Origin of the sequence: Mangrovicoccus algicola, assembly GCF_014903745.1 — a bacterium.
Lineage (GTDB): Bacteria > Pseudomonadota > Alphaproteobacteria > Rhodobacterales > Rhodobacteraceae > Mangrovicoccus > Mangrovicoccus algicola.
Genome location: NZ_JACVXA010000034.1, coordinates 34,492 through 56,113 on the forward strand (window position 1 = coordinate 34,492; position 21,622 = coordinate 56,113).

At 68.3% G+C, this 21,622-nt stretch carries 19 protein-coding genes; 15 read left to right on the forward strand and 4 right to left on the reverse strand.

The window, feature by feature from the left end:
• Positions 1–3 precede the first annotated feature (3 nt).
• Genes ICN82_RS11825 through ICN82_RS11835 form a run of 3 tightly spaced genes read left to right on the forward strand, consistent with a single transcriptional unit; the run spans position 4 to position 5,020 of the window.
• Positions 4–1,302 carry a TRAP transporter large permease gene (locus ICN82_RS11825; RefSeq protein ID WP_193182981.1) on the forward strand — a complete coding sequence of 433 codons (1,299 nt, stop codon included), beginning with the start codon at positions 4–6 and terminating at the stop codon, positions 1,300–1,302.
• Positions 1,302–3,650: a glycoside hydrolase family 31 protein gene (locus ICN82_RS11830; protein ID WP_193182983.1), complete on the forward strand. Its 2,349-nt coding sequence runs from the start codon at positions 1,302–1,304 to the stop codon at positions 3,648–3,650. Before ICN82_RS11825 ends, ICN82_RS11830 begins: the two co-directional genes overlap by 1 nt.
• The gene (locus ICN82_RS11835; RefSeq protein ID WP_193182985.1) at positions 3,647–5,020 is read left to right on the forward strand and encodes a mannitol dehydrogenase family protein; all 1,374 of its coding nucleotides are present in this window, start codon (positions 3,647–3,649) and stop codon (positions 5,018–5,020) included. Before ICN82_RS11830 ends, ICN82_RS11835 begins: the two co-directional genes overlap by 4 nt.
• 21 nt (positions 5,021–5,041) lie before the next feature.
• Here the strand turns inward: ICN82_RS11835 and ICN82_RS11840 are convergent, their stop codons facing one another.
• Positions 5,042–5,728, reverse strand: a complete 687-nt coding sequence (locus tag ICN82_RS11840; protein ID WP_226898446.1) for a phosphoribosyltransferase — start codon at positions 5,726–5,728, stop codon at positions 5,042–5,044.
• Positions 5,706–7,274, reverse strand: a complete 1,569-nt coding sequence (locus tag ICN82_RS11845) for a gamma-glutamyltransferase family protein (protein ID WP_193182987.1) — start codon at positions 7,272–7,274, stop codon at positions 5,706–5,708. Before ICN82_RS11845 ends, ICN82_RS11840 begins: the two co-directional genes overlap by 23 nt.
• Positions 7,275–7,666: 392 nt before the next feature.
• On the opposite strand from ICN82_RS11845, the gene ICN82_RS11850 reads away from it, so the two are divergent.
• From ICN82_RS11850 to ICN82_RS11905, 12 genes are all read left to right on the forward strand, one after another.
• Positions 7,667–8,797 carry an ABC transporter ATP-binding protein gene (locus ICN82_RS11850; protein ID WP_193182989.1) on the forward strand — a complete coding sequence of 377 codons (1,131 nt, stop codon included), beginning with the start codon at positions 7,667–7,669 and terminating at the stop codon, positions 8,795–8,797.
• Positions 8,794–9,882 carry an ABC transporter ATP-binding protein gene (locus ICN82_RS11855; protein ID WP_193182992.1) on the forward strand — a complete coding sequence of 363 codons (1,089 nt, stop codon included), beginning with the start codon at positions 8,794–8,796 and terminating at the stop codon, positions 9,880–9,882. Before ICN82_RS11850 ends, ICN82_RS11855 begins: the two co-directional genes overlap by 4 nt.
• 60 nt (positions 9,883–9,942) lie before the next feature.
• On the forward strand, positions 9,943–11,340 hold the full coding sequence (locus ICN82_RS11860) for an extracellular solute-binding protein (protein ID WP_226898447.1): 1,398 nt from the start codon (positions 9,943–9,945) through the stop codon (positions 11,338–11,340).
• A gap of 70 nt (positions 11,341–11,410) precedes the next feature.
• Positions 11,411–12,343 carry a carbohydrate ABC transporter permease gene (locus tag ICN82_RS11865; protein ID WP_226898448.1) on the forward strand — a complete coding sequence of 311 codons (933 nt, stop codon included), beginning with the start codon at positions 11,411–11,413 and terminating at the stop codon, positions 12,341–12,343.
• A gap of 12 nt (positions 12,344–12,355) precedes the next feature.
• Positions 12,356–13,180 carry a carbohydrate ABC transporter permease gene (locus tag ICN82_RS11870; RefSeq protein ID WP_193182994.1) on the forward strand — a complete coding sequence of 275 codons (825 nt, stop codon included), beginning with the start codon at positions 12,356–12,358 and terminating at the stop codon, positions 13,178–13,180.
• A gap of 3 nt (positions 13,181–13,183) precedes the next feature.
• Complete coding sequence (locus tag ICN82_RS11875; RefSeq protein WP_193182996.1) at positions 13,184–14,131, forward strand: acetamidase/formamidase family protein; 948 nt, start codon at positions 13,184–13,186, stop codon at positions 14,129–14,131.
• A gap of 14 nt (positions 14,132–14,145) precedes the next feature.
• Positions 14,146–15,621, forward strand: a complete 1,476-nt coding sequence (locus ICN82_RS11880) for an aldehyde dehydrogenase family protein (protein ID WP_193182998.1) — start codon at positions 14,146–14,148, stop codon at positions 15,619–15,621.
• A gap of 277 nt (positions 15,622–15,898) precedes the next feature.
• Complete coding sequence (locus ICN82_RS11885; protein WP_193183000.1) at positions 15,899–17,101, forward strand: amino acid ABC transporter substrate-binding protein; 1,203 nt, start codon at positions 15,899–15,901, stop codon at positions 17,099–17,101.
• Positions 17,102–17,159: 58 nt separating this feature from the next.
• Complete coding sequence (locus ICN82_RS11890) at positions 17,160–18,020, forward strand: branched-chain amino acid ABC transporter permease (protein ID WP_193183002.1); 861 nt, start codon at positions 17,160–17,162, stop codon at positions 18,018–18,020.
• Complete coding sequence (locus ICN82_RS11895) at positions 18,020–18,988, forward strand: branched-chain amino acid ABC transporter permease (protein WP_193183003.1); 969 nt, start codon at positions 18,020–18,022, stop codon at positions 18,986–18,988. The genes ICN82_RS11890 and ICN82_RS11895 overlap by 1 nt, the downstream gene beginning before the upstream one ends.
• On the forward strand, positions 18,985–19,743 hold the full coding sequence (locus ICN82_RS11900) for an ABC transporter ATP-binding protein (RefSeq protein ID WP_193183005.1): 759 nt from the start codon (positions 18,985–18,987) through the stop codon (positions 19,741–19,743). The genes ICN82_RS11895 and ICN82_RS11900 overlap by 4 nt, the downstream gene beginning before the upstream one ends.
• Positions 19,736–20,452: an ABC transporter ATP-binding protein gene (locus ICN82_RS11905; RefSeq protein ID WP_193183007.1), complete on the forward strand. Its 717-nt coding sequence runs from the start codon at positions 19,736–19,738 to the stop codon at positions 20,450–20,452. The genes ICN82_RS11900 and ICN82_RS11905 overlap by 8 nt, the downstream gene beginning before the upstream one ends.
• Positions 20,453–20,483: 31 nt before the next feature.
• On the opposite strand, the gene ICN82_RS11910 is transcribed toward ICN82_RS11905, so the two are convergent.
• Together ICN82_RS11910 and ICN82_RS11915 are read right to left on the reverse strand one after the other, a co-directional pair.
• Positions 20,484–21,020: a MarR family winged helix-turn-helix transcriptional regulator gene (locus tag ICN82_RS11910; protein ID WP_330998997.1), complete on the reverse strand. Its 537-nt coding sequence runs from the start codon at positions 21,018–21,020 to the stop codon at positions 20,484–20,486.
• Positions 21,017–21,622 (reverse strand): SRPBCC domain-containing protein (locus ICN82_RS11915; RefSeq protein ID WP_193183009.1); only part of this gene is annotated, 606 nt, incomplete at its 5' end. The genes ICN82_RS11910 and ICN82_RS11915, both read right to left, overlap by 4 nt.

A 21,622-nucleotide genomic window follows, 5' to 3' on the forward strand; every position in this document is an offset into this window, starting at 1 on the left:
ATAATGGCCAGTGCAATCCTGCTGCTTTTCGGCTCCTTCGCCGTTCTCATGGTCATCGGCGTGCCCATCGCCTTTTCGATCGGCGCCGCGACCTTCCTGACCTTCCTGCTGTTCATGAGCTTCGACCAGTCGCTGTTCATCGTCGCCCAGCAGATGGCGAGCGGGCTGGACAGCTTCACGCTGCTGGCGATCCCGTTCTTCATCCTGGCGGGCAACATCATGAACCGCGGCGGCATCGCCATGCGGCTGATCAATTTCGCCCAGGTGCTGGGCGGGCGGCTGCCCGGCGCGCTGGCGCATTGCAACGTCATCGCCAACATGATGTTCGGCTCGATCTCGGGCTCCGCCGTGGCCTCGGCCGCCGCCGTGGGCGGCGTCATGGCGCCGCTGCAGAAGAAGGAGGGCTATGACCCGGCCTATTCGGCAGCGGTCAACATCGCCTCCTGTCCGACGGGCCTGCTGATCCCGCCCAGCTCGACCTTCATCGTCTATTCGCTGATCACCGGCGGCACGTCCATCGCCGCGCTCTTCGTGGCGGGCTACGTGCCCGGCATCCTGATGGGGCTGGGGCTGATGATCGTGGCGGGCATCATCGCCAAGCGCCGCGGCTATCCGGTCGCGCCGCGCCCGAGCCTCTGCCAGGTCTGGCAGGCGGCGCGCGACGCGATCCTGCCCCTGGGCCTGATCGTGGTCATCATGGGGGGCATCATCTCGGGCGCCTTCACCGCCACCGAGGCCTCGGCCGCGGCGGTCGTCTACACGCTGTTCCTGGCGCTGGTGTGGTACCGCGAGATCGGCATCCGCGACCTGCCCGCGATCATCATGGAAAGCGCGGTGACGACCTCCATCGTCCTGCTGATGATCGGCGCCTCGATCGCGATGAGCCGGGTGATGGCCTTCGGCGGCATCCCCTACCTGATCTCGGACACGCTGCTGGCGCTGTCGGACAATCCGCTGGCGATCCTTCTGCTGATCAACATCGCGCTGCTGATCGTCGGCACCTTCATGGACATGACGCCGGCGCTTCTGATCTTCACGCCGATCTTCCTGCCGGTCGTGCAGGAGCTGGGCATGGACCCGGTGCATTTCGGCGTGATGATGACGCTGAACCTGTGCATCGGCATCTGCACGCCCCCGGTGGGCTCGGCGCTGTTCGTCGGCTGCTCGGTCGGCAACACTTCCATCGCCTCGGTGATCCGGCCGCTCCTGCCCTTCTATGCCGTGCTCTTCGGCCTCCTGCTTCTCGTGACCTACGTGCCCGAGATCAGCCTGTTCCTGCCCCGCATCCTTGGTATCTACTGATGAAGACCCTGACCGACTGGACCCTCACCGACCGCAGCGAAACCGGGCTGGAGCTGTCGATCGACGGCCGCCACCTGCTGCGGGTGTCGGTGCTCGACGAGACGCTGTTCCGGGTCTCGCTGCTGAAGGACGGGACGTGGCGGCTGGATCGCGGCTGGTGCGTGGCCCCCGAGGGCGACACGCCCTGGCAGGGACGCGGGCGCGACGACCTGTCGGGCCATCCCTGCCCGGGCTTCACCGTCGAGGAGGAGGGCGGCACGCTGGCCATCGCCACCTCCGCGATGCGGCTGGTGATCGAGACGCCGCTGCGCCTGGTCTGGCAGCGCCGGGACGGCGCGGGCTGGGCCAGCTTCGCCGAGGAGCGCCCGACCGGCGGCGTCATGCTTGGCCTGCGCGACCATCGCCACAGCCATTTCCTGCGCCGCTTTACGGGCGAGAAGGTTTACGGGCTGGGCGAGAAGGGCGGCAACCTGGAACGTTCCGGCCGCCGCTTCGAGATGCGCAATCTCGATGCGATGGGCTATGATGCGGAAAGCACCGATCCGCTTTACAAGCACATCCCCTTCACCCTGACGAAGACGCCGGAACAGGGCTGCTGGTCGATCTATTACGACAACATGGCAGGCGCCTGGTTCGATCTGGGCAACGAGCTGGACAATTACCACCTGGCCTATCGCGCCTATCGCGCCGAGGATGGCGACCTCGACTATTACATGCGGTGGGCGCCCTCGCTGACCGAGCTGGTCAAGGGCCAGGTGCGGCTCACGGGGGGCACCGCCTTCCCGCCGCGCTGGTCGCTGGGCTATTCGGGCTCGACCATGAGCTATACCGACGCCCCCGACGCGCAGGCCCAGCTGGAAAGCTTCCTCGCGCGGATCGAGGAGCACGACATCCCCTGCGACAGCTTCCAGATGTCCTCGGGCTACACCTCGATCGGGCCGAAGCGCTACGTGTTCAACTGGAACTTCGACAAATGCCCGGATCCCAAGGCGATGTCGGCGAAATTCGCCGCCTCGGACGTGCACCTGATCGCCAATATCAAGCCCTGCCTGCTGCAGGACCATCCCCGCTATGACCAGGCGGCGGCAGAGGGGCTGTTCATCCGCGCCAGCGCCGAGATGGACCCCGATTGCGGCCCGGAACGGTCGATCTACTGGGACGATACCGGCTCGCACCTGGATTTCACCAACCCCGCCACGGTCGATTGGTGGAAGGACGGGGTGACGAGCCAGCTGCTGGAATACGGCATCGGCTCGACCTGGAACGACAATAACGAATACGAGATCTGGGACGACGCCGCGCAATGCGCGGGCTTCGGCGAGGGGATCGACGTGTCGCTGATCCGCCCGGTCCACTCGGTGCTGATGACCCGCGCCAGCGAGGAGGCGCAGCGCGCCCATGCGCCGGGCAAGCGGCCCTACCTGATCTCGCGTTCGGGCATGCCCGGCATCCAGCGCCATGCCCAGACCTGGTCGGGCGACAACCGCACCATGTGGAAGACCATCCGCTACAACAGCCGGATGGGGCTGGGCATGTCGATGTCGGGGCTCTACAATATCGGACACGATGTCGGCGGCTTCTCCGGCCCGCGGCCGGAGCCCGAGCTCTTCGTCCGCTGGGTGCAGAACGGCATCTTCCACCCGCGCTTCACCATCCATTCCTGGAATGACGACGCGACGGTGAACGAGCCCTGGATGTTCCCGGAGGTGACGCATCACATCCGCGACGCGATCCGCCTGCGCTACCGGCTGCTGCCCTATCTGTATACGGTGCTGTGGCAGGCGGCGGAGCAGGACGAGCCGATGATCCGCCCGCCCTTCATGGATTTCCCCGAGGACGAGGGCGCCTATGCGGAATGCGACGAGTTCCTGCTGGGCCGCGACCTGCTGGTGGCGACGGTGATGGACGAGGGCGCCACGACCCGGACCCTGCGCCTGCCCGCCTGTCCGACCGGCTGGTGGGATTTCCACGCGGGCACCTGGCACGAGGGCGGCACGACCGTCACGCTCGATGTCGACCTGGGGTCCATGCCGCTTTTCGTGCGCGGCGGCGCGGTGATCCCGATGGGCAATTCCACCACCCGCGCCCATCCGGGCGCCGAGACCGAGCGCGTGCTGGCGGTCTTCCCGGCGCCGGGCGGTTTCGAGGAAACGAGCCTGCTCTACGAGGATGACGGCGTGAGCGAGGGCGGGGCATCCTGCGTGACCCGCTTGACCTTGTCGGGCGGCGCGGACAGCCTGTCGCTGACCGCGGCCCGTTCGGGCGAGGGGGCCCCGGCGATCCCGGTGGCCCGCATCGTCCTGCCCGCGGGCGAAACCCGCAGCCTGCCCGAGGAGATCGCGCTGTGAGCACCGAAATCGTCAAGATCGGCTTCGATGCCGAAGCCCTGAAACCGCGCATCCTGCATCTGGGCTTCGGCGCCTTCGCCCGCGCCCATCCGATGGTCTACCTGTCCGAAGGGCTGGCGAAGGCCGGGGGCGACTGGGGCGTGGTCGTGGCGCGGCTGAATTCCGGCCGCGCGGATATGGACGCGCTGGATGCCGCCGACGGGCGCTATCACGTGGCCGAAGCCGATGGCGAGGGCGTGACCCTGCGCGAGATCGGCGTCGTCGCCGCGACCCGTCACCCGGCCCGCGACGGGGTGGATGCGATCCCCGACCTGATCGCCAGCCCGGCCATGTCGGTGATCCTGCTGACCGTCACCGAGAAGGGCTATTGCGCGCGCTCCGGCCGTCTGGACCGCGACAATCCCGGGGTGATCGCCGATCTGGCCGCGCCCGCGCAGCCCGGCACCGCCATCGGCGTGATCGCCGAGGGGCTGGCGCGGCGCCGCGCGGCCGGGCATGGCGGGCTGACGGTGCTCAGCTGCGACAACCAGCCCGAGAACGGCCATCTGACCCGACAGGTCGTGCTGGATTTCGCCGAGGCGCGGGATCCGGCCCTGGCCGCGTGGATCGCCGAGACCTGCACCTTCCCCTCCTCGATGGTTGACCGGATCGTGCCGGCGATGACGGAGGAGAGCCATGCACTGCTGGCGGACCTGCTGGGCCGGCCCGATCCCAACGGCATCGTCTGCGAACCCTTCCGCCAATGGGTGATCGAGGACAGCTTCGCCGCCGGGCGGCCGCCCTTCGCCGAGGGCGGGGCCGAGCTGGTCGAGGATGTGCGCCCCTTCGAGGAGATGAAGCTGCGCATGCTCAACGGCTCGCACACGATGCTGGCCTGCTATGGCCAGCTGGCCGGGCATGAGACGGTCGATGGCTGCATGGGCGATGCGGGGCTGCGCGAGCTGGCGCGGCGGCTGATGGAGGAGGAGCAGGCGCCGACCCTGTCGGTTCCCGCCAGCGTCGATCTGCCGGGCTATGCCGCGGCGCTGCTGGCGCGGTTCGCCAATCCGCGGCTGCGCCACCGGCTGGCCCAGATCGCCTCGGACACGTCGCAGAAGATGCCGCAGCGGCTGTTTGCCCCCGCTAGCGCGCATCTGGACCGGGCCGAGCCCTGGCCGGTCACGGCGCTCGGCATCGCGGCCTGGATCCGCCTTCTTGTGCTGGGCCGCGGAAGCGCCGATCCGCGCGCGGCCGAGCTGTCGGCGGCGGCGGGTGCGGCCGATCCGGTGGCGGCGGTGCTGGCGCTGCCGGGGCTGGTGCCTGCCGATCTGGCCGCGGCGCCGGGATTCCTGCCCGCGATCCGCGCGGCCTATGCCGATCTCGCTGCCTGAGCCGCGCCTCCCGCGGGCCGCTCAGCCCGCGGGCCAGTAGCCATCGTCCCGCCGCTCCAGCAGCGGCGAGGCGAAGACCCCGCAGACCGGCAGGCCGGGGGGCAGCACCCCCTGCCAGCGCCGGGTCTGCAGCATCGCCGCGCCGATCGCCACGGGCTCCGCCCCGGCGAGGCGCAGCAGATCCAGCGCCGCCATCATCGAACTGCCCGTGCTCAGCGCATCGTCGATCACCGCGATCCGCGCGCCAGCCAGCAGGGGCAGCATCCGCGGGTCCAGATACAGCCGCTTGCCGCCGCCGGGGCTGGTGACGGAGCGCAGCGGCACCGACAGGGCCTCGTCATACCAGAACTTGCGCGAGGTCCCCAGCGGCACGTAGCGGTCGTGACCCAGCCGCCGCGCGGTCGCCGCGGCCAGCCCCAGCCCCAGCGTCGGCAGCCCGACCAGAAGATCGGGCGCATGCGGATGCAGCGCCGCGGCAAGGTGCAAGGCCAGTGCATCCTCCACCGCGAAACTCGCCTGGTTGAGGATCAGCGAGGCCAGCGCGGTGGCGGTGCCCTCCAGCGGCCTCAGCGGCAGGTGCAGGATCCGCCCGTCGGGCAGCTCTGCCGGAAAGCGGTCGCGATGGGGCGGCGGCGGGGCGGGCCCGTCCTCGACCCGCTGCCAGAAGCCGTGCGGCTCCATCCGCTCAGAGCGCCAGCGCGGCGCCATCGGCGCGCGGATCGCTGGCTGCCTCGCGCAGCCCGCCGGGATGCAGCACCACCGCCCCCGCATGGCCCGCGAGATCGGAGAAGGCCGGGATCGTCTCCACCTCGTGCCCGGCCGCGCGCAGCGCCGCGACCAGCGCGGGGTCGAACCGGTCCTCCAGCTTCAGCGTGGTGGACTCCTCCCCCCAGGTCTTGCCCAGCAGCCAGCGCGGCGCCGTCACCGCCGCCTGCAGCCCCTGGCCGAAGACGGCATAGCGCGAGAAGACCGCCGCCTGGGTCTGCGGCTGTCCCTCGCCGCCCATCGTGCCATAGGCCATGACGCGCCCGTCCTGCAGTTCCGCCAGCGCCGGGTTCAGCGTGTGGAAGGGGCGCCGCCCCGGGGCCAGCCCGTTCGGCCCGCCCGCCAGCGAGAAGGCCGCGCCGCGGTTCTGGAACACCACGCCGGTCTCGGGACAGGTCAGCCCCGAGCCGAATTCCCAGAACACGCTCTGGATAAAGCTGACCACCGTGCCGTCGCGATCGGCCGCCCCCATCCAGATCGTGTCGCCTTCCTTCGGCTCGTGGGGCCAGGGCAGGGCGCGGGCCGGGTCGATCCGCGCGGCCATTTCGTCGAGGGCCTCCTCCGTCAGCCACTCCTGCGCGGGCGCGCCGTCGCCCAGTTCGGCATTGCGCTTCAGGAAGGCCTGCTTGGTCGCCTCGATCAGCCCGTGCAGGTGGTCGAACCCCTCGGGATCGGTCACGCCCAGCCGGTCGAAGAGCGCGAGGATCATCAGCGAGGCCGCGCCCTGGGTCGGCGGGATCATGTTCCACAGCCGCCCGGCCGAGGTCTTGACCGACAGGGGCTCCACCTTCTCGGGGGCATAGGCGGCCAGGTCGGCGGCGCGCAGCGGGCTGCCCGCCGCTTCGAGGAACCGGCCATGGGTGGTGGCGATGTCGCCGCGGTAATAGTCGCCCGCCCCGGCCCGCGCGATCTGCTCCAGCGTGGCGCCGAGTGCGGCCTGCACCAGTCGGCTGCCGCGCGCCGGGGCGGCGCCGCCGGGCATGTAGAGATCGGCGAAACCCGGCACGTCGCGCAGCCCCGGCGCCTTCTCGGCGGTGCAGGCGGACTGGTTGCCGGTGACGGCGATGCCCTCGCGGGCCAGCGCTATGGCGGGCGCCAGGAGCCGGGTCAGCGGCATCGGATCCTCGCAAAGCGCCAGCGCCGCGCCCCAGCCGCCCACCGTGCCCGGCACGGTCAGCGCCGCCAGCGGGCCGCGCGCCGGGATCGCCGCCGCATGGCCCTGCGCGCGGTACCAGTCGGGCGTGGCCAGAGCCGCCGCCTGCCCGCCCGCGAAGATGCCCACCGGCGCCTGGCCGGGACGCTTGATCAGCCAGAAGCCGTCTCCGCCGATGCCGTTCATGTGCGGATAGGCGACCGCCACGGCGGCGGCAGCGGCCACCATCGCCTCGATCGCGGAGCCGCCCTCGGCCAGCACGCCGAGCCCGGCCTGGGTTGCGGCTTGGTGGGGGGCGGTCATGGCACCGTTCAGCCCGAGCGCGGAATTCAGCATGTGGTCTCCTGCCTGTCGTGATCACGTCCTTGCGGCGCAGCTAGCGCCGGGAGGCGGCCGCTGTCGAGGGCGTGGGGACGGAATTCCGCATCATGGAACACCCTCCCGCGCCGCCTCCGGCGCGGCCGTCCTTCCGATCCTGCCCTGCGATGCGCAGGGGCGCCCCTGCGCGGGGTGCCGCGGGGGAAGAAGTTCTCAGCCTGCATCAATTCTCCGCGCTTTTCCGGCCGCCTTGGCAATTAATTGGTATGCTGATTATATGTACAGGTCCTTTTCCCGCTGCTAGCCTTTCCGACGTAGCGAAGCGGAAGAGTTGCCCTGATGACCAGCATTCCCGGCCCCGTCCCGATAAAGTCGGTCCCGTCCCCGCAGGGCATGTCGGGGGCCCGGAAATGAGCCTGGATCTGCAAGGGGTGGCCAAGAGCTATGGCGACGTGGCGGCGGTGCATGCGCTGGATCTGCATTGTCCCACCGGCCAGATGCTGGGTCTCCTGGGCCCCTCGGGCTGCGGCAAGTCGACGACGCTGAAGATGATCGCGGGGATCGAGGAAGTCAGCGCGGGGCGCATCCTGTTTTCCGGGCGCGAGGTGCAGGCCCTGCCGCCGGGAGCGCGCAACATCGCCATGGTCTTCGAGGATTACGCGCTTTATGCGCATCTGTCGGTCTTCGAGAACATCGCCTTCCCCCTGCGCGTCCGCGGCACGCCGAAGCCGGAAGTGGCCGGGAAGGTCGGCGCGATCCTGAAGCTGCTGCGGCTCGACGGCATCGCGGGCGAGAAGGTGCGCAAGCTTTCGGGCGGCGCGCAGCAGCGGGTGTCCATCGGACGGGCGCTGGTGCGCAACCCAGAGGTCATCGTCTTCGACGAGCCGCTGAGCCACCTGGATGCGGATCAGAAGGTGGAGCTGCGCACCGAGATCAAGCGGCTGCAGCAGCTGCAGGGGCTGACCTCGATCCTCGTCACCCATGACCAGACCGAGGCGATCGCCATGTGCGACGTGATCGCGGTGATGAATGCCGGGGAATTGCAGCAGCTTGGCAGCCCGCAGGAGCTGTATGACCGCCCCGCCAATACCTTCGTGGCGCAGTTCATCGGCGAGCCGCCGATGAACCTGCTGGCCGCGGAGCTGGCGCCGGACGGCAGGCTGACGGGGCCGGACTGGCGCCTGCCCCCGGCTGCGGCGCGTGCCGGGCTGACCGGCGGGCCCGTGACGGCCGGGCTGCGTCCCGAGGCGCTGCGCCTGCTGCGCGATGAGACCGGAGGGGACGGGCTGGCCGTGCTGGCGGGCCGGGTGGCGTTCCGCGAACATCGCGGCGACACCGACATCCTCCTGGTGGCGCTGGACGCGCCGGGCCCGGACGGGGCAGAGCTCCATGTCTCCGCCGATGTGCCCGGACCCAGCCCGCTGCGCCAAGGCGACCGGGTGCGGCTGGGCTTCGACGGGTCGCGGCTGTGCCTCTTCGACCCGGTCACGGGACGCAACCTGCAGGCGGATGCCCCTCTTGCGACGGAGGCCGCGGCATGACCCATGAGGGACTGATCCTGTCGGATCTGGCGCGGCGCTTCTCGGGCGAGGCCGGGATCGGCCCGCTGGGGCTGGATATCCGCCCGGGCGAGATCGTGGCGCTGACCGGGCCCTCGGGCACCGGGAAAACCACGGTCTGCCGGATGATCAGCGGGCTGGAACGCCCGGATGCCGGGGAGGTCGTGCTTGGCGGTCGCGCCCTGTCCGCCCTGCCGGTGCAGGCGCGCGGCGTGGCGCATATGTTCGAATCCTACGCGCTCTATTCCCATCTCAGCGTCGCGCAGAACGTCGCCTTTCCGCTTCTTGCCCCCGGCAAGCCGAGGCTCGGCCGCGACGCGCTGGCCGCGCGGGTGCAGGAGCTGCTGGATGTCGCGCAGATCGGCCATCTGGGCGCGCGCAAGCCGGGCGCGCTGTCGGGCGGGCAGAAGCAGCGCGTCGCGCTGTGCCGCTGCCTGGTGCAGGATGCCGCGGTCTTCCTGCTGGACGAACCGATCTCGCATCTCGACGCCAAGCTCAGGAACGAGCTGCGCGGCTGGATCCGGCGCCGCCAGACCGCGCTGGGGGTGCCGACGCTGTGGTCGACGCCGGACGCGATGGAGGCGCTGTCCGTGGCCGATCGCGTCGCGGTGATGATCGACGGGCGCATCGCGCAGTTCGCCGCGCCCGAGGAGGTCTATTTCCGCCCGGCCACCACCGAGGTGGCGCGGCTGGTGGGGGATCCGGCGATGAACCTGGTCGAGGGACGGCTGGAGGCGCGGGATGGCGGGGCGCCGGGATTCCGCGGCAAGGGCATCGACCTGGCGCTGCCCGGCGATCTGGCCGCGCGCCTGTCCGGCGGGCCGCGCGACGTGGTGCTGGGCCTGCGGCCTTCGGCCATGAGCCCGGGGGGGCGCGACGCATCCCTGAAGGTCTATGCCTGGGAACCCTTCGGCAAGCACGCGATCATCACCGCGATGCTCGAGGACACGATGCTGCGGCTCAAGACGCCGCGGCTGGACCGGTTCGAGGCCAACCAGGAGATCGGCGTGACGATCGATCCCGCGGGGCTGGTGCTGTTCGACGCAACGACGCGAAGGGCGCTGTGATGCAGGGCAGGACCGGTGAAGAAAATCAACAAGACCAACAGGAACAGGGAAACGCGGACCATGGCTGCGATGCGGATGAGACGAAAGAGCCTGACTGCTGCGGGGCTGAGTGCCCTGGCACTTGCCGCCGCTGGGCAAGCTTCGGCCTGGAGCTATGAGGAGGCTGCGGCCCCCTATCAGGGGGTGGAGATCAGCATCCTCGACGAGGTGACGCCGCTGCAGGAGCAATTCGCCGAGATCGTGCCGGAATTCGAGGCGCTCACCGGCATCAAGGTCAATTACCAGCTGCTGAACCATTTCGAGGTCATCAATCGCGGCCAGGCCGACATGCTGTCGGGGCGCGGCGAATACGATGCCGTCATGGCCCACAGCCTTCAGGTCGGGCTGCTGATGGATGCGGGCGTGCTGATGCCGATCGACGGGTTTCTCGCCGACCCGGCCCTGACCGATCCCGAATTCGCCCAGGACGACCTGATCGACCCGGCCTTCCGCAGCCTCGCCTTCCTCGGGGACAGCCAGTATTCGTTCCTCAACTGGAACTACAACATGGTCTACTGGGCGCGCGGCGACCTGCTGGGCGATCCCGCCGAGATGGAGGCTTTCGAGGCCGCCTACGGCTATCCGCTGGCGCCCGCGCAGACATTCGACCAGCTGCGCGACATCGCCGAGTTCTTCACCCGCAAGGCCGGCGAGACGCTGGCGGGCGAGACGCTGGACAGCGATTTCTACGGCATCGTCATGGAGGGCATGAATGGCGGCGGCACCTATGTGCCGGTCTGGCAGGTCTTCATCAAGAATGCCGGCGGCGACATCTTCGACGAGGCGGGCCACCCGACCTTTGACAGCCTGGCGGTCATCAAGGGCCTGCAGACCTGGGGCGATCTCTGGCAGTTCTCGCCGCCCGGCCAGGCGGAATACTCGCTGATCGACGTGCCCACCGTGATGGGCAACGGCATCGCCGCGCAGTCCATCGCCTATTCCGATTTCGTTCTGGGCATCGACCGCGAAGGCGCCTCGGCGCTGCACGGGAAATTCACCTACGGGCCGACGCCGGTCTACGAGGAAGGCGGCGACTATCACGCGGCGGGGGAACCCTCGGGCTATTTCATCTCGAAGCATTCGGAGAATCCCGAGGCGACCTACCTGTTCCTGCAATGGGCGGCAGAGCGCAAGACCCAGGCCGATCTTCTGTCCTCGGGCGTGGGCGTGCCGGTGCGCGACAGTTCCTGGGCCACGCTGATGACCGAGGGCAACAAGCTCAACGGCCTCTATGACGCGATGAAGGCCAGCCTCGCGGGGGTCGAGGCCACGCCGAAAGCCCCGCGCTGGTTCCAGATCTCGGACGTGATGAACCGCATCTTCCAGCAGGTCGGCCTTGGCCAGATGAGCGCCGAGGAAGCCGCCGCCGCGCTGCAATCCGAAGTCTCCGCGATCTGCGATCCCTGTCTCCTGCAGTGATCCCAGTCCCGGACGGCGCCGCCCCCCGGTGCCGTCCGGCCTTTCCCCGCAAATTCCGCCCGGGACCGTCATGACCGACATCACCCCCCGCCTCGGCACGGTGGCCGCCCCTCCGGGGGCCGGATCCTATCACCGTGAAAGCCGCTGGTATCCCTATGCGCTGATCGCGCCCACCATGCTGACGCTGACCGTCGTCGCGCTGGTGCCGTTCCTCTACATGGGCTGGATCAGCCTGCACGAGGCCCGCTATGGCCAGGTCGGCGCCTTTGCCGGGCTGGAGAATTACCGCAAGCTGCTGGGCGATCCGCGCTTCTGGAACTCGATGTCGGTGGCCGGGCTGTTCGTCGCCATCGCCGTGCCGGTCGAATTCATGCTGGGCCTGATCGGCGCGCTGGTGCTGTCGCAGAAGATCCGGTTCCGCTCCGTGCTGATCCCGTTCCTGTTCATCCCCTCGATGATGGCGCCGATCATCGTCGGGCTGGTCTGGAAGACCATGCTGGCGGGCAGCTGGGGCTTCTTCAGCTACAACATCCTCGAACGCTTCGGCATCCTGCAGGGCAGTTCCGTTTTCGCCTCGCCGGATCTGGCGCTTTACGGGCTGATCTTCGTCGATATCTGGGAATGGACGCCCTTCATGGTGCTGACCTTCTTCGCCGGGATGCAGGCGCTGCCGGCCAACCCGTTCTGGGCGGCGCAGGTCGATGGTGCCAACCCGGTGCAGATCTTCTTCCGGCTGACCCTGCCGATGCTGGCGCCCTTGCTGGTCGTGATCGGGCTGATCCGCACCATCGACGCCTTCAAGGTCTATGACACGATCTACATCCTGACCAATGGCGGGCCGGGCATCACCACCGAAAGCCCCTCGGTGCTGGGCTACAAATACACCTTCGATTTCTGGGAGATCGGCACCGCCTCGGCGCTGGCCGTGGTGATCTGGCTGCTGTTCTTCGTCTTCTGCAACATCTTCTACCAGATCGCCAAGCGGCGGCTGAACGTGTTCTGAGAGGCGCGCCCCATGCACAAGTCCCGCGCCAACAGCCTGGTCTTCACCACGCTTTCCATCGCCTATGCGGCGCTGATCCTGTTCCCGGTCTTCTGGATGTGGAGCTATGCCTTCAAATCCGAGGCCGAGATGTTCGCCCGCCCGACGGTCTGGCTGTTCACGCCCACCTTCGAGCATTTCGGCTACATGATCGAGAACGGCTATCACCATTACCTGGTCAATTCGCTGATCGTCTCGGGCGCCTCCACCGCGCTGGTGGTGATCATCGGCACGCCCGCAGCCTATGCCTTCGCCCGCTACCGGGACATGAAATTCCGCGACGACCTGTTCCTGTTCGTGCTGGCCACGCGGATGGCGCCGCCCGTCTGCCTGGTGATCCCCTATTACCTGATCTACGCGAAGTTCGACCTGCTCGACACCTATCTGGGGCTGGTCATCGCCTATCTGACCTTCAATCTCAGCTTCTATGTCTGGGTTCTGTCGAGCTTCTGCCGCGACCTGCCGCTAGAGCTGGAGGAGGCCGCGCGGGTCGAGGGCTATTCCCGCGCCCGGGCCTTCGTGAAGGTGCTGCTGCCGCTTCTGCGGCCGGGGATCACCGCGACGGCCGTGCTGTGCTTCATCTTCGCCTGGAACGAATTCATGTATGCGTTCCTCCTTGGCGGCCAGAACGTCAAGACGCTGCCCGTGGGCATTCCCTCGCTGATCACCACGCAGGGCGTGCGCTGGGGCGAGATGGCGATCATCGGCATGGTCGGCACGCTGCCGGTGATGGTGGTGGTCTTCTTCCTGCAGAAACATATCGTCCGCGGCCTGACCATGGGCGCGGTGAAAGGCTGAGCCATGGCGCAACACTTCCTTCCCGCCACGCCTGAAACCGTCGCCTGGGGCAGTTTCGACGCCGCCCGCCCTGCGGTCCTGACCATCGACAGCGGCGATACCGTGACCTTCGAGACGCTCTCGGGCGAGCCCGAGGACATGCCGCCCGAGGGTGCGGGATTCGAGATCCTGCCGGGGCATCTGGAGGTCCACGCCCAATGCCCGCGCGGCCGCGGTCCGCATTTCCTGACCGGCCCGGTCTGGATCAACGGCGCCCGGCCGGGCGACGTGCTGGAGCTGCGCATCCTCGCCTGCGAGCTGCGCGCCGACTGGGGCTGGAACGTGGTCGAGCCGCTTCTGGGCACGCTGCCGGAGGATTTCCCCGAACGGCGGCTTTTGCACATGCCGATCGATTTGGAGGCCAGGACGGTCAAGACGACTTGGGGCAAGACCCTGCCGCTGGACCCGTTTTTCGGCATTCTCGGCGTGGCGCCCCCGGCCTCCTATGGGCGGATCAGCACCGCCGAGCCGCGCGAGCATGGCGGCAACATGGACAACAAGGAGCTGAAGGCCGGCGTCACGCTCTACCTGCCGGTCTGGAACGAGGGCGCGCTCTTCTCGGTCGGCGACGGGCATGGCGTGCAGGGCGATGGCGAGGTCTGCCTGACCGCGCTTGAAACCTGCATGACCGGGTCGTTCGAGTTCCATCTCCGCAAGGACCTCAGCCTCGGCCTGCCCAGGGCCGAGAGCGATGACTGGCTGATGACCATGGGTTTAGATCCCGATCTCGACGACGCGGCGAAGACCGCGCTGCGGCTTATGATCGACTGGCTGGAAACGGACCACGCGATGCACCGGGGCGATGCCTATACGCTGTGTTCGCTGGCCGCCGACATGCGCGTGACGCAGCTGGTCGACGGCAACAAGGGCATTCACTGCGTCCTGCCGAAATCGGCACTCGGACGCGACTGAGACGAGGGAAAACCATGAACCCGCACAGCTATGACGAGATCGACGGGCTGAAGCATTACAAGCTCTTCATCGACGGAGCGTGGCGCGCCTCGTCGCGCAATGCGCTGCTTGACTGTATCAACCCGGCCAATGGCGAGGTCTTCGCCCGCTGCTATCAGGCCGGGACCGCCGAGATCGACGAAGCGATTGCCTCCTCCGACCGCGCGGCGAAGGACTGGGGGGCCACGATGGTGGCCGAACGCGAGATCATGCTGGGCCGCATCGCCGAGGTGATCCGCGACCGCACGCCGGAGATCCAGGCGCTGCTGATCGAGGAATGCGGCTCGGTCCATGGCAAGGCGCTGTGGGAAATCGAGTATGTGCTCGACTGCATCCGTTCGGCCGCGGGCGATGTGCGCCATGTCATGGGCGAGACCATGCCGATGACCATGCCGGGGCAGATCGGCATGTCGGTGCGCCGTCCGCTGGGCGTCATTGCCGGGATCGCGCCCTTCAACTCGCCCTTCCTGCTGTCGATGAAGAAGATCGTCTACGCGCTGGCGGCGGGCAACAGCTTCATCCTGAAACCGTCGGAGGAAACCCCGGTCTCGGGCGCCGTGATGGCCGATCTCTGTGCCGAGGCGGGGCTGCCTGCGGGGGTGCTGAACGTCATCCCGGGCGTCCCCGCCGAGGTCGGCGACCGGCTGATGGCCGATCCGCGGGTCAAGATGATCACCTTCACCGGCTCGACGAAGACCGGCCGCCACCTGGCGGTGGAGGCCGCGAAGAACCTGAAGAAATTCACGCTGGAGATGGGCGGGAAAAGCCCGCTCGTCGTGCTGAAGGATGCCGATATCGACTATGCCGTCGATGCCGCCGCCTGGGGCGTCTTCCTGCATCAGGGCCAGGTCTGCATGGCCAATTCCAAGGTCATCGTCGAGAAGGAGATCTTCGACACCTTCCGCGACAAGTTCGTGGCCAAGACCAGGGGCATCAAGGTCGGCGACCCGCGCGACCCCGAAACCGTCATCGGGCCGCTGATCCGCGCGCGGCAATGCCAGTTCATCGACGGCCATATCTCTGACGCCACCGAGAAGGGCGCAACGATCCTGACCGGCGGCACCCATGACGGGCGCATCTACCAGCCGACCGTTCTGGACGGCGTCACCCCCGAGATGCGCATCTATCACGAGGAAACCTTCGGGCCGGTCGTGTCGCTGATCGTGGCCGAGGACAGCGAGGACGCGCTGCGGATCGCCAATGACACCACCTACGGGCTGTCGGCGGCGGTGATCACCAACGACATGCAAAAGGCGATGGACTTCTCGATGCGCATGGAGGCCGGCATGGTGCATATCAATGACTGTACCATCTCCGACGAGCCGCATGTGCCCTTCGGCGGCACCAAGAATTCGGGCTTCGGCCGCGAGGGCGGGCGCTATTCCATGGAAGAGCTGACCGAGGTGAAATGGGTCACCATCCAGATGGGCAAGCGCGAATTCTCGTTCTGAGCGCCATCGCATGCAGGGCAGGGGCCGTCTTCCGGGGAACCGGGGGGCGGCCCCTGTCTTCGCGGGCCGCTCTGTTCCGCGAACTTTGCAGCATGCTGACGGAATGACCATGCCGCAGGGGCGCCGATGAAAGATTCCTCACGGTCGCATGAATTTCACGTGTCGCCCCATTGAATCGTTAATGCACCGTATACTGACGATATGGTCGGGGCGCGGATACCGCCGCCGGAAGCGGAGAGACAGCCGGCACCGGTGCAGCCAACGAGGAGACGCGAAGATGACCCCGACACGACCCATCCAGGCCCTCTCTGCCGCCCTTGCCGCGCTTGCGCTCGGCACGGCCGCCCAGGCCGAGGACGTGCTGAAGATCGGCGCGCCGCTGGCGCTGACCGGCGGGCTGGCCGACGAGGGCCACAAGCAGGAACTGGTCTGGAAGATGTGGACCGACAAGGTGAATGCCGCGGGCGGCATCGATGTCGGCGGCACCAAGATGAAGGTCGAGGTCGTCGAATACGACTACCAGACCGACGGCAAGCGCGCGGGCCAGCTGGCCGAGAAGCTGATCAACGACGACGAGGTCGACGTGCTGATGGCGCCCTTCGGGTCCGGTCATACCAAGATCGTGGCCGCCGTGGCCGAACGGTACCAGGTGCCGCTGGTGGCCTGCGTGGCCTCCTCCACCTCGGTCTATGATCAGGGGTTCGAGTATCTCTTCGGCACGCTGGCGCCCAATACCGGCATGACCGAGTCCATGGTGGCCGAGTTCAAGGCGAAGATGCCCGAGCTGGGCACGGTCGCCATCTATGGCCGCGACGACGTCTTCCCGAAATCCATGGCGACGGCGACCTCGGATTCGGCGAAGGCGGCGGGGCTGGAGGTCGTCTATGAGGAGCTTTATCCCGTCGGCGCCATCGACCATTCCGCCGCGCTCTCCAGCATCAAGGCGCTGGCGCCCGACTGGATCTACATGACCGGCTATACCCAGGACCTGATCCTGGGCCGCAAGCAGATGCAGGATCTGGGCATCGAGGCGCCGATCATCACCATGGTCACGGGCCCGGCCTACAAGGAATTCACCGAAGGCCTGGGCGAGCTGGCGGATGGCGTGACCAGCTCCACCTGGTGGCACCATGCGACCGGCTACACGGACGTGGCCGGGGCCTGGTCCTCCACCGATGCCTTCTACCAGGACTTCCTGGAGGCCTCCGGCGGCGAGGATCCCGACTATGTCCACGGCTCCTGCGCCGCGGCGCTGGACGTGGTGGCGGATGCCGCGGCGCGGGCGGGGACGACCGAACCCGTCGCCCTGCGCGACGCGCTGGCCGCCACCGACCTGGAGACCTTCTACGGGCCGATCAAGTTCGGCGCCAACGGCATGAACCAGGGGCGCGAGATGCCGATCATCCAGGTGCAGGGCGAGGCGATCAAGATCCTCTATCCCGAGAATATCGCCGATGCCGAGATGACCTTCCTGCAGTGACACCCGACGATCCCGGCCGGAGCCGTCCGGCCGGGGACCTTCCAAGGAAAGGACCCTCATGGGTTTCGCGCAGATTCTCGCCAACGGCATGGTGCTGGGCACGCTTTATGCCTGCATCGCCATCGGCTTTTCGCTGGTCTGGGGCGTCTTGAACGTCATCAACATGCTGCATGGCTCCTTCATCGTGCTGGGCGGCTACCTGACCTATTTCGCCTGGGCCTATACCGGCATCAGTCCGGTGCTGATCCTGCCTTTCGTGGCCGCGCTCCTGTTCGGGCTGGGCTACGGGCTGCAATACCTGTTCATCAACAAGGTCGTCTCGGCGCCGGTGCTGACGACGCTGACGCTGACCTTCGGGCTGGACATGATCCTCTACAACCTGATGACCGTGTTCTTCACCGCCACCCCGCGGCGGGTGTCGATGGAGTTCGGGCGGCTGGAATTCTGGGGCGTCGCGATGCCGGTGGACCGGCTGATCGGCATGGGGCTGGCGCTTCTCTTGACGGCGCTGCTGTTCGTCGTTCTCAAGACCTCGCGCATCGGCCGCGCCATCGTTGCGGTGCGCATGGACCGCGAGGCGGCGGCGCTGATGGGGATCAAGGTCAACCATATCTATGCCATCACCTTCGGGATCGCCGCGCTGATGGCCGGCGCGGCCGGGTCGGTCTTTGCCATGGTCTTCCCGGTGACCACCAACCTGTCGGGCGTGTTCCTGGGCAAGGCCTTCGTGATCTGCGTCATCGGCGGGCTGGGCGGCGTCTCGGGCGCGCTGGTCGGCGGGCTGGCGCTCGGCATCATCGAGAGCTTCGCCGGCGTGCTGATCGGCCCGCAGAACGCGATCACCGTCGGCTTCGTGCTGATGCTGGTGCTGCTGATCGTGCGGCCGCAGGGCCTGGTCGGCGTGAAAGGATACGAATGATGGCCAAGAAATCCCCCTGGCCGCTGATCGTCATGGCACTGTGGGTGGCGGCGCTGGCGCTGACCCCGGTGGCCCTGGGCAATTACGAGGTGCGCATCGCCATCTCGATCGCCATGTTCACCGCGCTGGCGCTGAGCTGGAACATCATCGGCGGCTTCACCGGCTATCCGTCCTTCGCGACCGCGGCCTTCTACGGCATCGGCTGCTATGTCGGCGCGCTGGCGCAGCGCGCGGGCGTGCCCGCCGCGCTGGCCTGGCTGGCGGCGGCGGCCTTCGTCGGCGGCGTGTCCTTCCTCTTGGGATCGATCGTGCTGCGGCTGAAGGGCCATTACTTCGCCATCGGCTCCATCGCGCTGGTCGACATCTCGCGGCTGGTCGTCTCGTCCTGGGGCGGGGTCACGGGCGGCGGCAACGGGCTGAACGTGCCGCTCCTGGAGGGCCGCCCGCCTGAGGTCTCGGCGCTGGTGCTGCATGTCATGCTGGTCATCGTGGTCGCGGCCTTCCTCGCCAATCTCCTGACCGACCGGTCCCGGCTGGGCTTCGGGCTGCGCTGCATCGAGCAGAACGAGGATGCCGCGGACATGGTGGGCATCGACACCACCCGCTACAAGATCGCCGCCTTCGTCCTGTCGGCGATCTTCCCCGGCGCGGTGGGGGCGGTCTATGCCTCCTGGGTCGGCTATATCGACCCGACCGACAGTTTCGACATCCTGACCACCGTCAAGGTGCCGGTCATGGCGATGCTGGGGGGCGCGGGCACGCTGCTGGGCCCGGTCGTGGGTGCGGTCAGCTTCGTCCTGCTCGAAGAGCTGTTCTGGGCCAATTTCCTGGAATGGAACCGGGCGATCATGGGCGCCATCGTCGTCGCGCTGATCTTCTTCCTGCCGGGCGGCATCCTGAAACTGGACTGGCGCGCGATCCTGCGCCGCGCCCCCCGCGGCAAGCCTGCCGAAAGGAAGACCGGATGAGCGCGATCCTGGAATTGCAGAACGTCTCGCGCGCCTTCGGCGGCATCAAGGCGGTCAATGACGTCTCCTTCAAGCTGCAGGAAGGCGAGATCGTCGCGCTGATCGGGCCGAACGGCGCGGGCAAGACCACGCTGGTCAATGCGATCACCGGGGTCCACACGCCCACTGCCGGAAAGGTGCTGTTCGAGGGACAGGACGTGACCCGGCAGAAACCCTTCCAGGCCGCGCGGCGCGGGCTGGCGCGGACCTTCCAGATCGTCCAGCCCTTTCCCCGGATGACCGTGCTGGAGAATGTCGCCGCCTCGGCGCTGTTCGGCGGCCATCCCGAAAGCGTGGCGGAGGCGCATGAGCATGCCGCGCGGGAACTGGACTTCGTCGGGCTGGGCCATGTCGCGCACAGCCCGGCCTCGGCCCTGACCCTGCCCAACCGCAAGCGGCTGGAACTGGCGAAAAGCCTGGCCATGTCGCCCAAGGTGCTGCTGCTGGACGAGGTGAATGCCGGGCTCAACGCTACCGAGATCGACGGCGCGCTGGACCTGATCCGGCGCATCGCGGCGCGGGGCGTGTCGATCCTGATCATCGAGCACCTGATGAAGGTGGTCCTGAGCCTGTCCTCGCGGGTGCTGGTGCTGCATCACGGCGAGCTGATCGCCGAGGGTCCGCCCGCCGAGATGGTCCATGACCGCAAGGTGATCGAGGCCTATCTGGGTCCGAAATTCGCCGAGAGATTCCAGAAGGAGATGGCCGGTGCCTGAGACGATCCTAGAAATCGACGGCCTGGCCGCGGGCTATGGCGACGTGCAGGTGCTGTGGGACATCTCGCTGCGCGTGGAGGCCGGCGCGATCACCTGCATCGTCGGCTCGAACGGGGCGGGCAAGACGACGCTCCTGCGCACCATCTCGGGGCTGATCGCGCCGCGGGCCGGGTCGATCCGGCTGGACGGGGCGGAGATCGGCGGGGCGGATCCCGATGCCGTCCTGGGCGCGGGGGTGGCCCATGTTCCGGAGGGGCGGCGCCTGTTCCGGGGGCTGTCGGTCAGGGACAACCTGATGCTGGGCGCCTATCTGCGGCGCGACCGGGCGCAGGTGGCGCGCGACCTCGATTTCGTGATGGAGACCTTTCCGATCCTGCGCGAGCGCGCGGGCCAGGATGCGACCACCATGTCGGGGGGCGAACAGCAGATGTGCGCCATCGGCCGGGGCATCATGTCGGCGCCGCGGCTCTTGATGATCGACGAGCTGAGCCTGGGCCTGGCACCGCGGCTGGTGGAGACGCTGGGCGAGGCGCTGAAGGAGGTGAACCGCACCGGCCTGTCGATCTTGCTGGTCGAACAGGACGTGCTGACCGCGCTGGACCTGGCCAGCCACGGCTTCGTCATCGAGACCGGCCGCGTGACCATGACCGGCGCCAGCGCGCAGCTGGCCGGGGATGCCCGCATCCGCGAGGCCTATATGGGGCTGTGACGCCGATGGCGGCCGGGCGCGCCCGGCCGTCTCAGAAGGACTTGCGTTCCAGGTCGGGATAGGTGTCGACGATGCGGCGCATGGCCTGCATCAGCGCGCGCCGCTGCTCGGGGTCCAGCGGTTCCAGCGTGCGGGTATGGGCCGCGGAGGCGGCGGCATCGATCCGCGCCAGCACCGCCTCGCCCACCTCGGTCAGGGTCGCGATCTTGGAACGGCGATCCTTGGGCGAGGTGCGCCTCCGGATCATCTTGCGCTTCTCCAGCCGCTGCATCACATCCGCGGTGCTGGTCCGGTCCAGCCCCACCGCGCGGGAAATCGCGATCTGCTCGGACGGGCCCATCTGGTCGAGCGCGGTGAGCACCGAATACTGCACCGGCGTGATGCCCTCGCCCGCGCATTCCTGCATGAACAGCGCGGTGTGGATCTGGTGCAGCCGCCGGATCAGGAATCCCGGCCGGTCGCGCAGCCCGGTCCCGGCCCAGTCATTCGAGCGCGCGGCCCGGCGCAGCGCCGGTGTCTCGCCGTCATCTTCCGTTCCTTCCGCGAGGAACTGCATGTCTTCGGTCACGGGGAGCCTCCGTCGCGTTTGCGCCTGAAGATAGGCCGCAATGCCGCCATGATCAAACCGAAGGCGCCGGGGGCGCGGCGCCCGGGCGAGGGCGTCCCCGCCGCCGCCGCCGCGACATTGGCGGCGAAATCCTGCAGCATGCGATCGACGATCCCGGCCACGATGGCGGGCCGTCCCAGCTGGGCCAGCGGGCCGGTCAGGCGGTAGGCGATGCGGCTGTCCAGCCTGCAGGCCGCGTCGCCCTCGGGATGCAGCGCGAAGCCGATCTCGCCGCGCGCCCCCGAGCGCGATCCGCTGTCGCCGCCCGCCCCGGCCACATGGCCGGTCATGGCGGCGGCGTCATGGCGGACCCGCGCCGTGCCGGTGAAGCGCGCGGTCATCGGGCCGATGCGCGTCGCGAAGGCGCCCGAGACGATATCGCCCTCGATTGTCTCGACCGAGGCGCCGGGCAGGCAGTCGGCGACGCGGCGGATATCGCCCAGCACGGCCCAGACCTCGGCGGCGGGGCGCGCGATGGCGACCGTGCGCTGCAGCGTCGTGGCCCCCTCCAGCGGCGCGTCGGGGAGGCCCCGGGTCAGGCCCGGGGCGGGACGGCGCCGGGG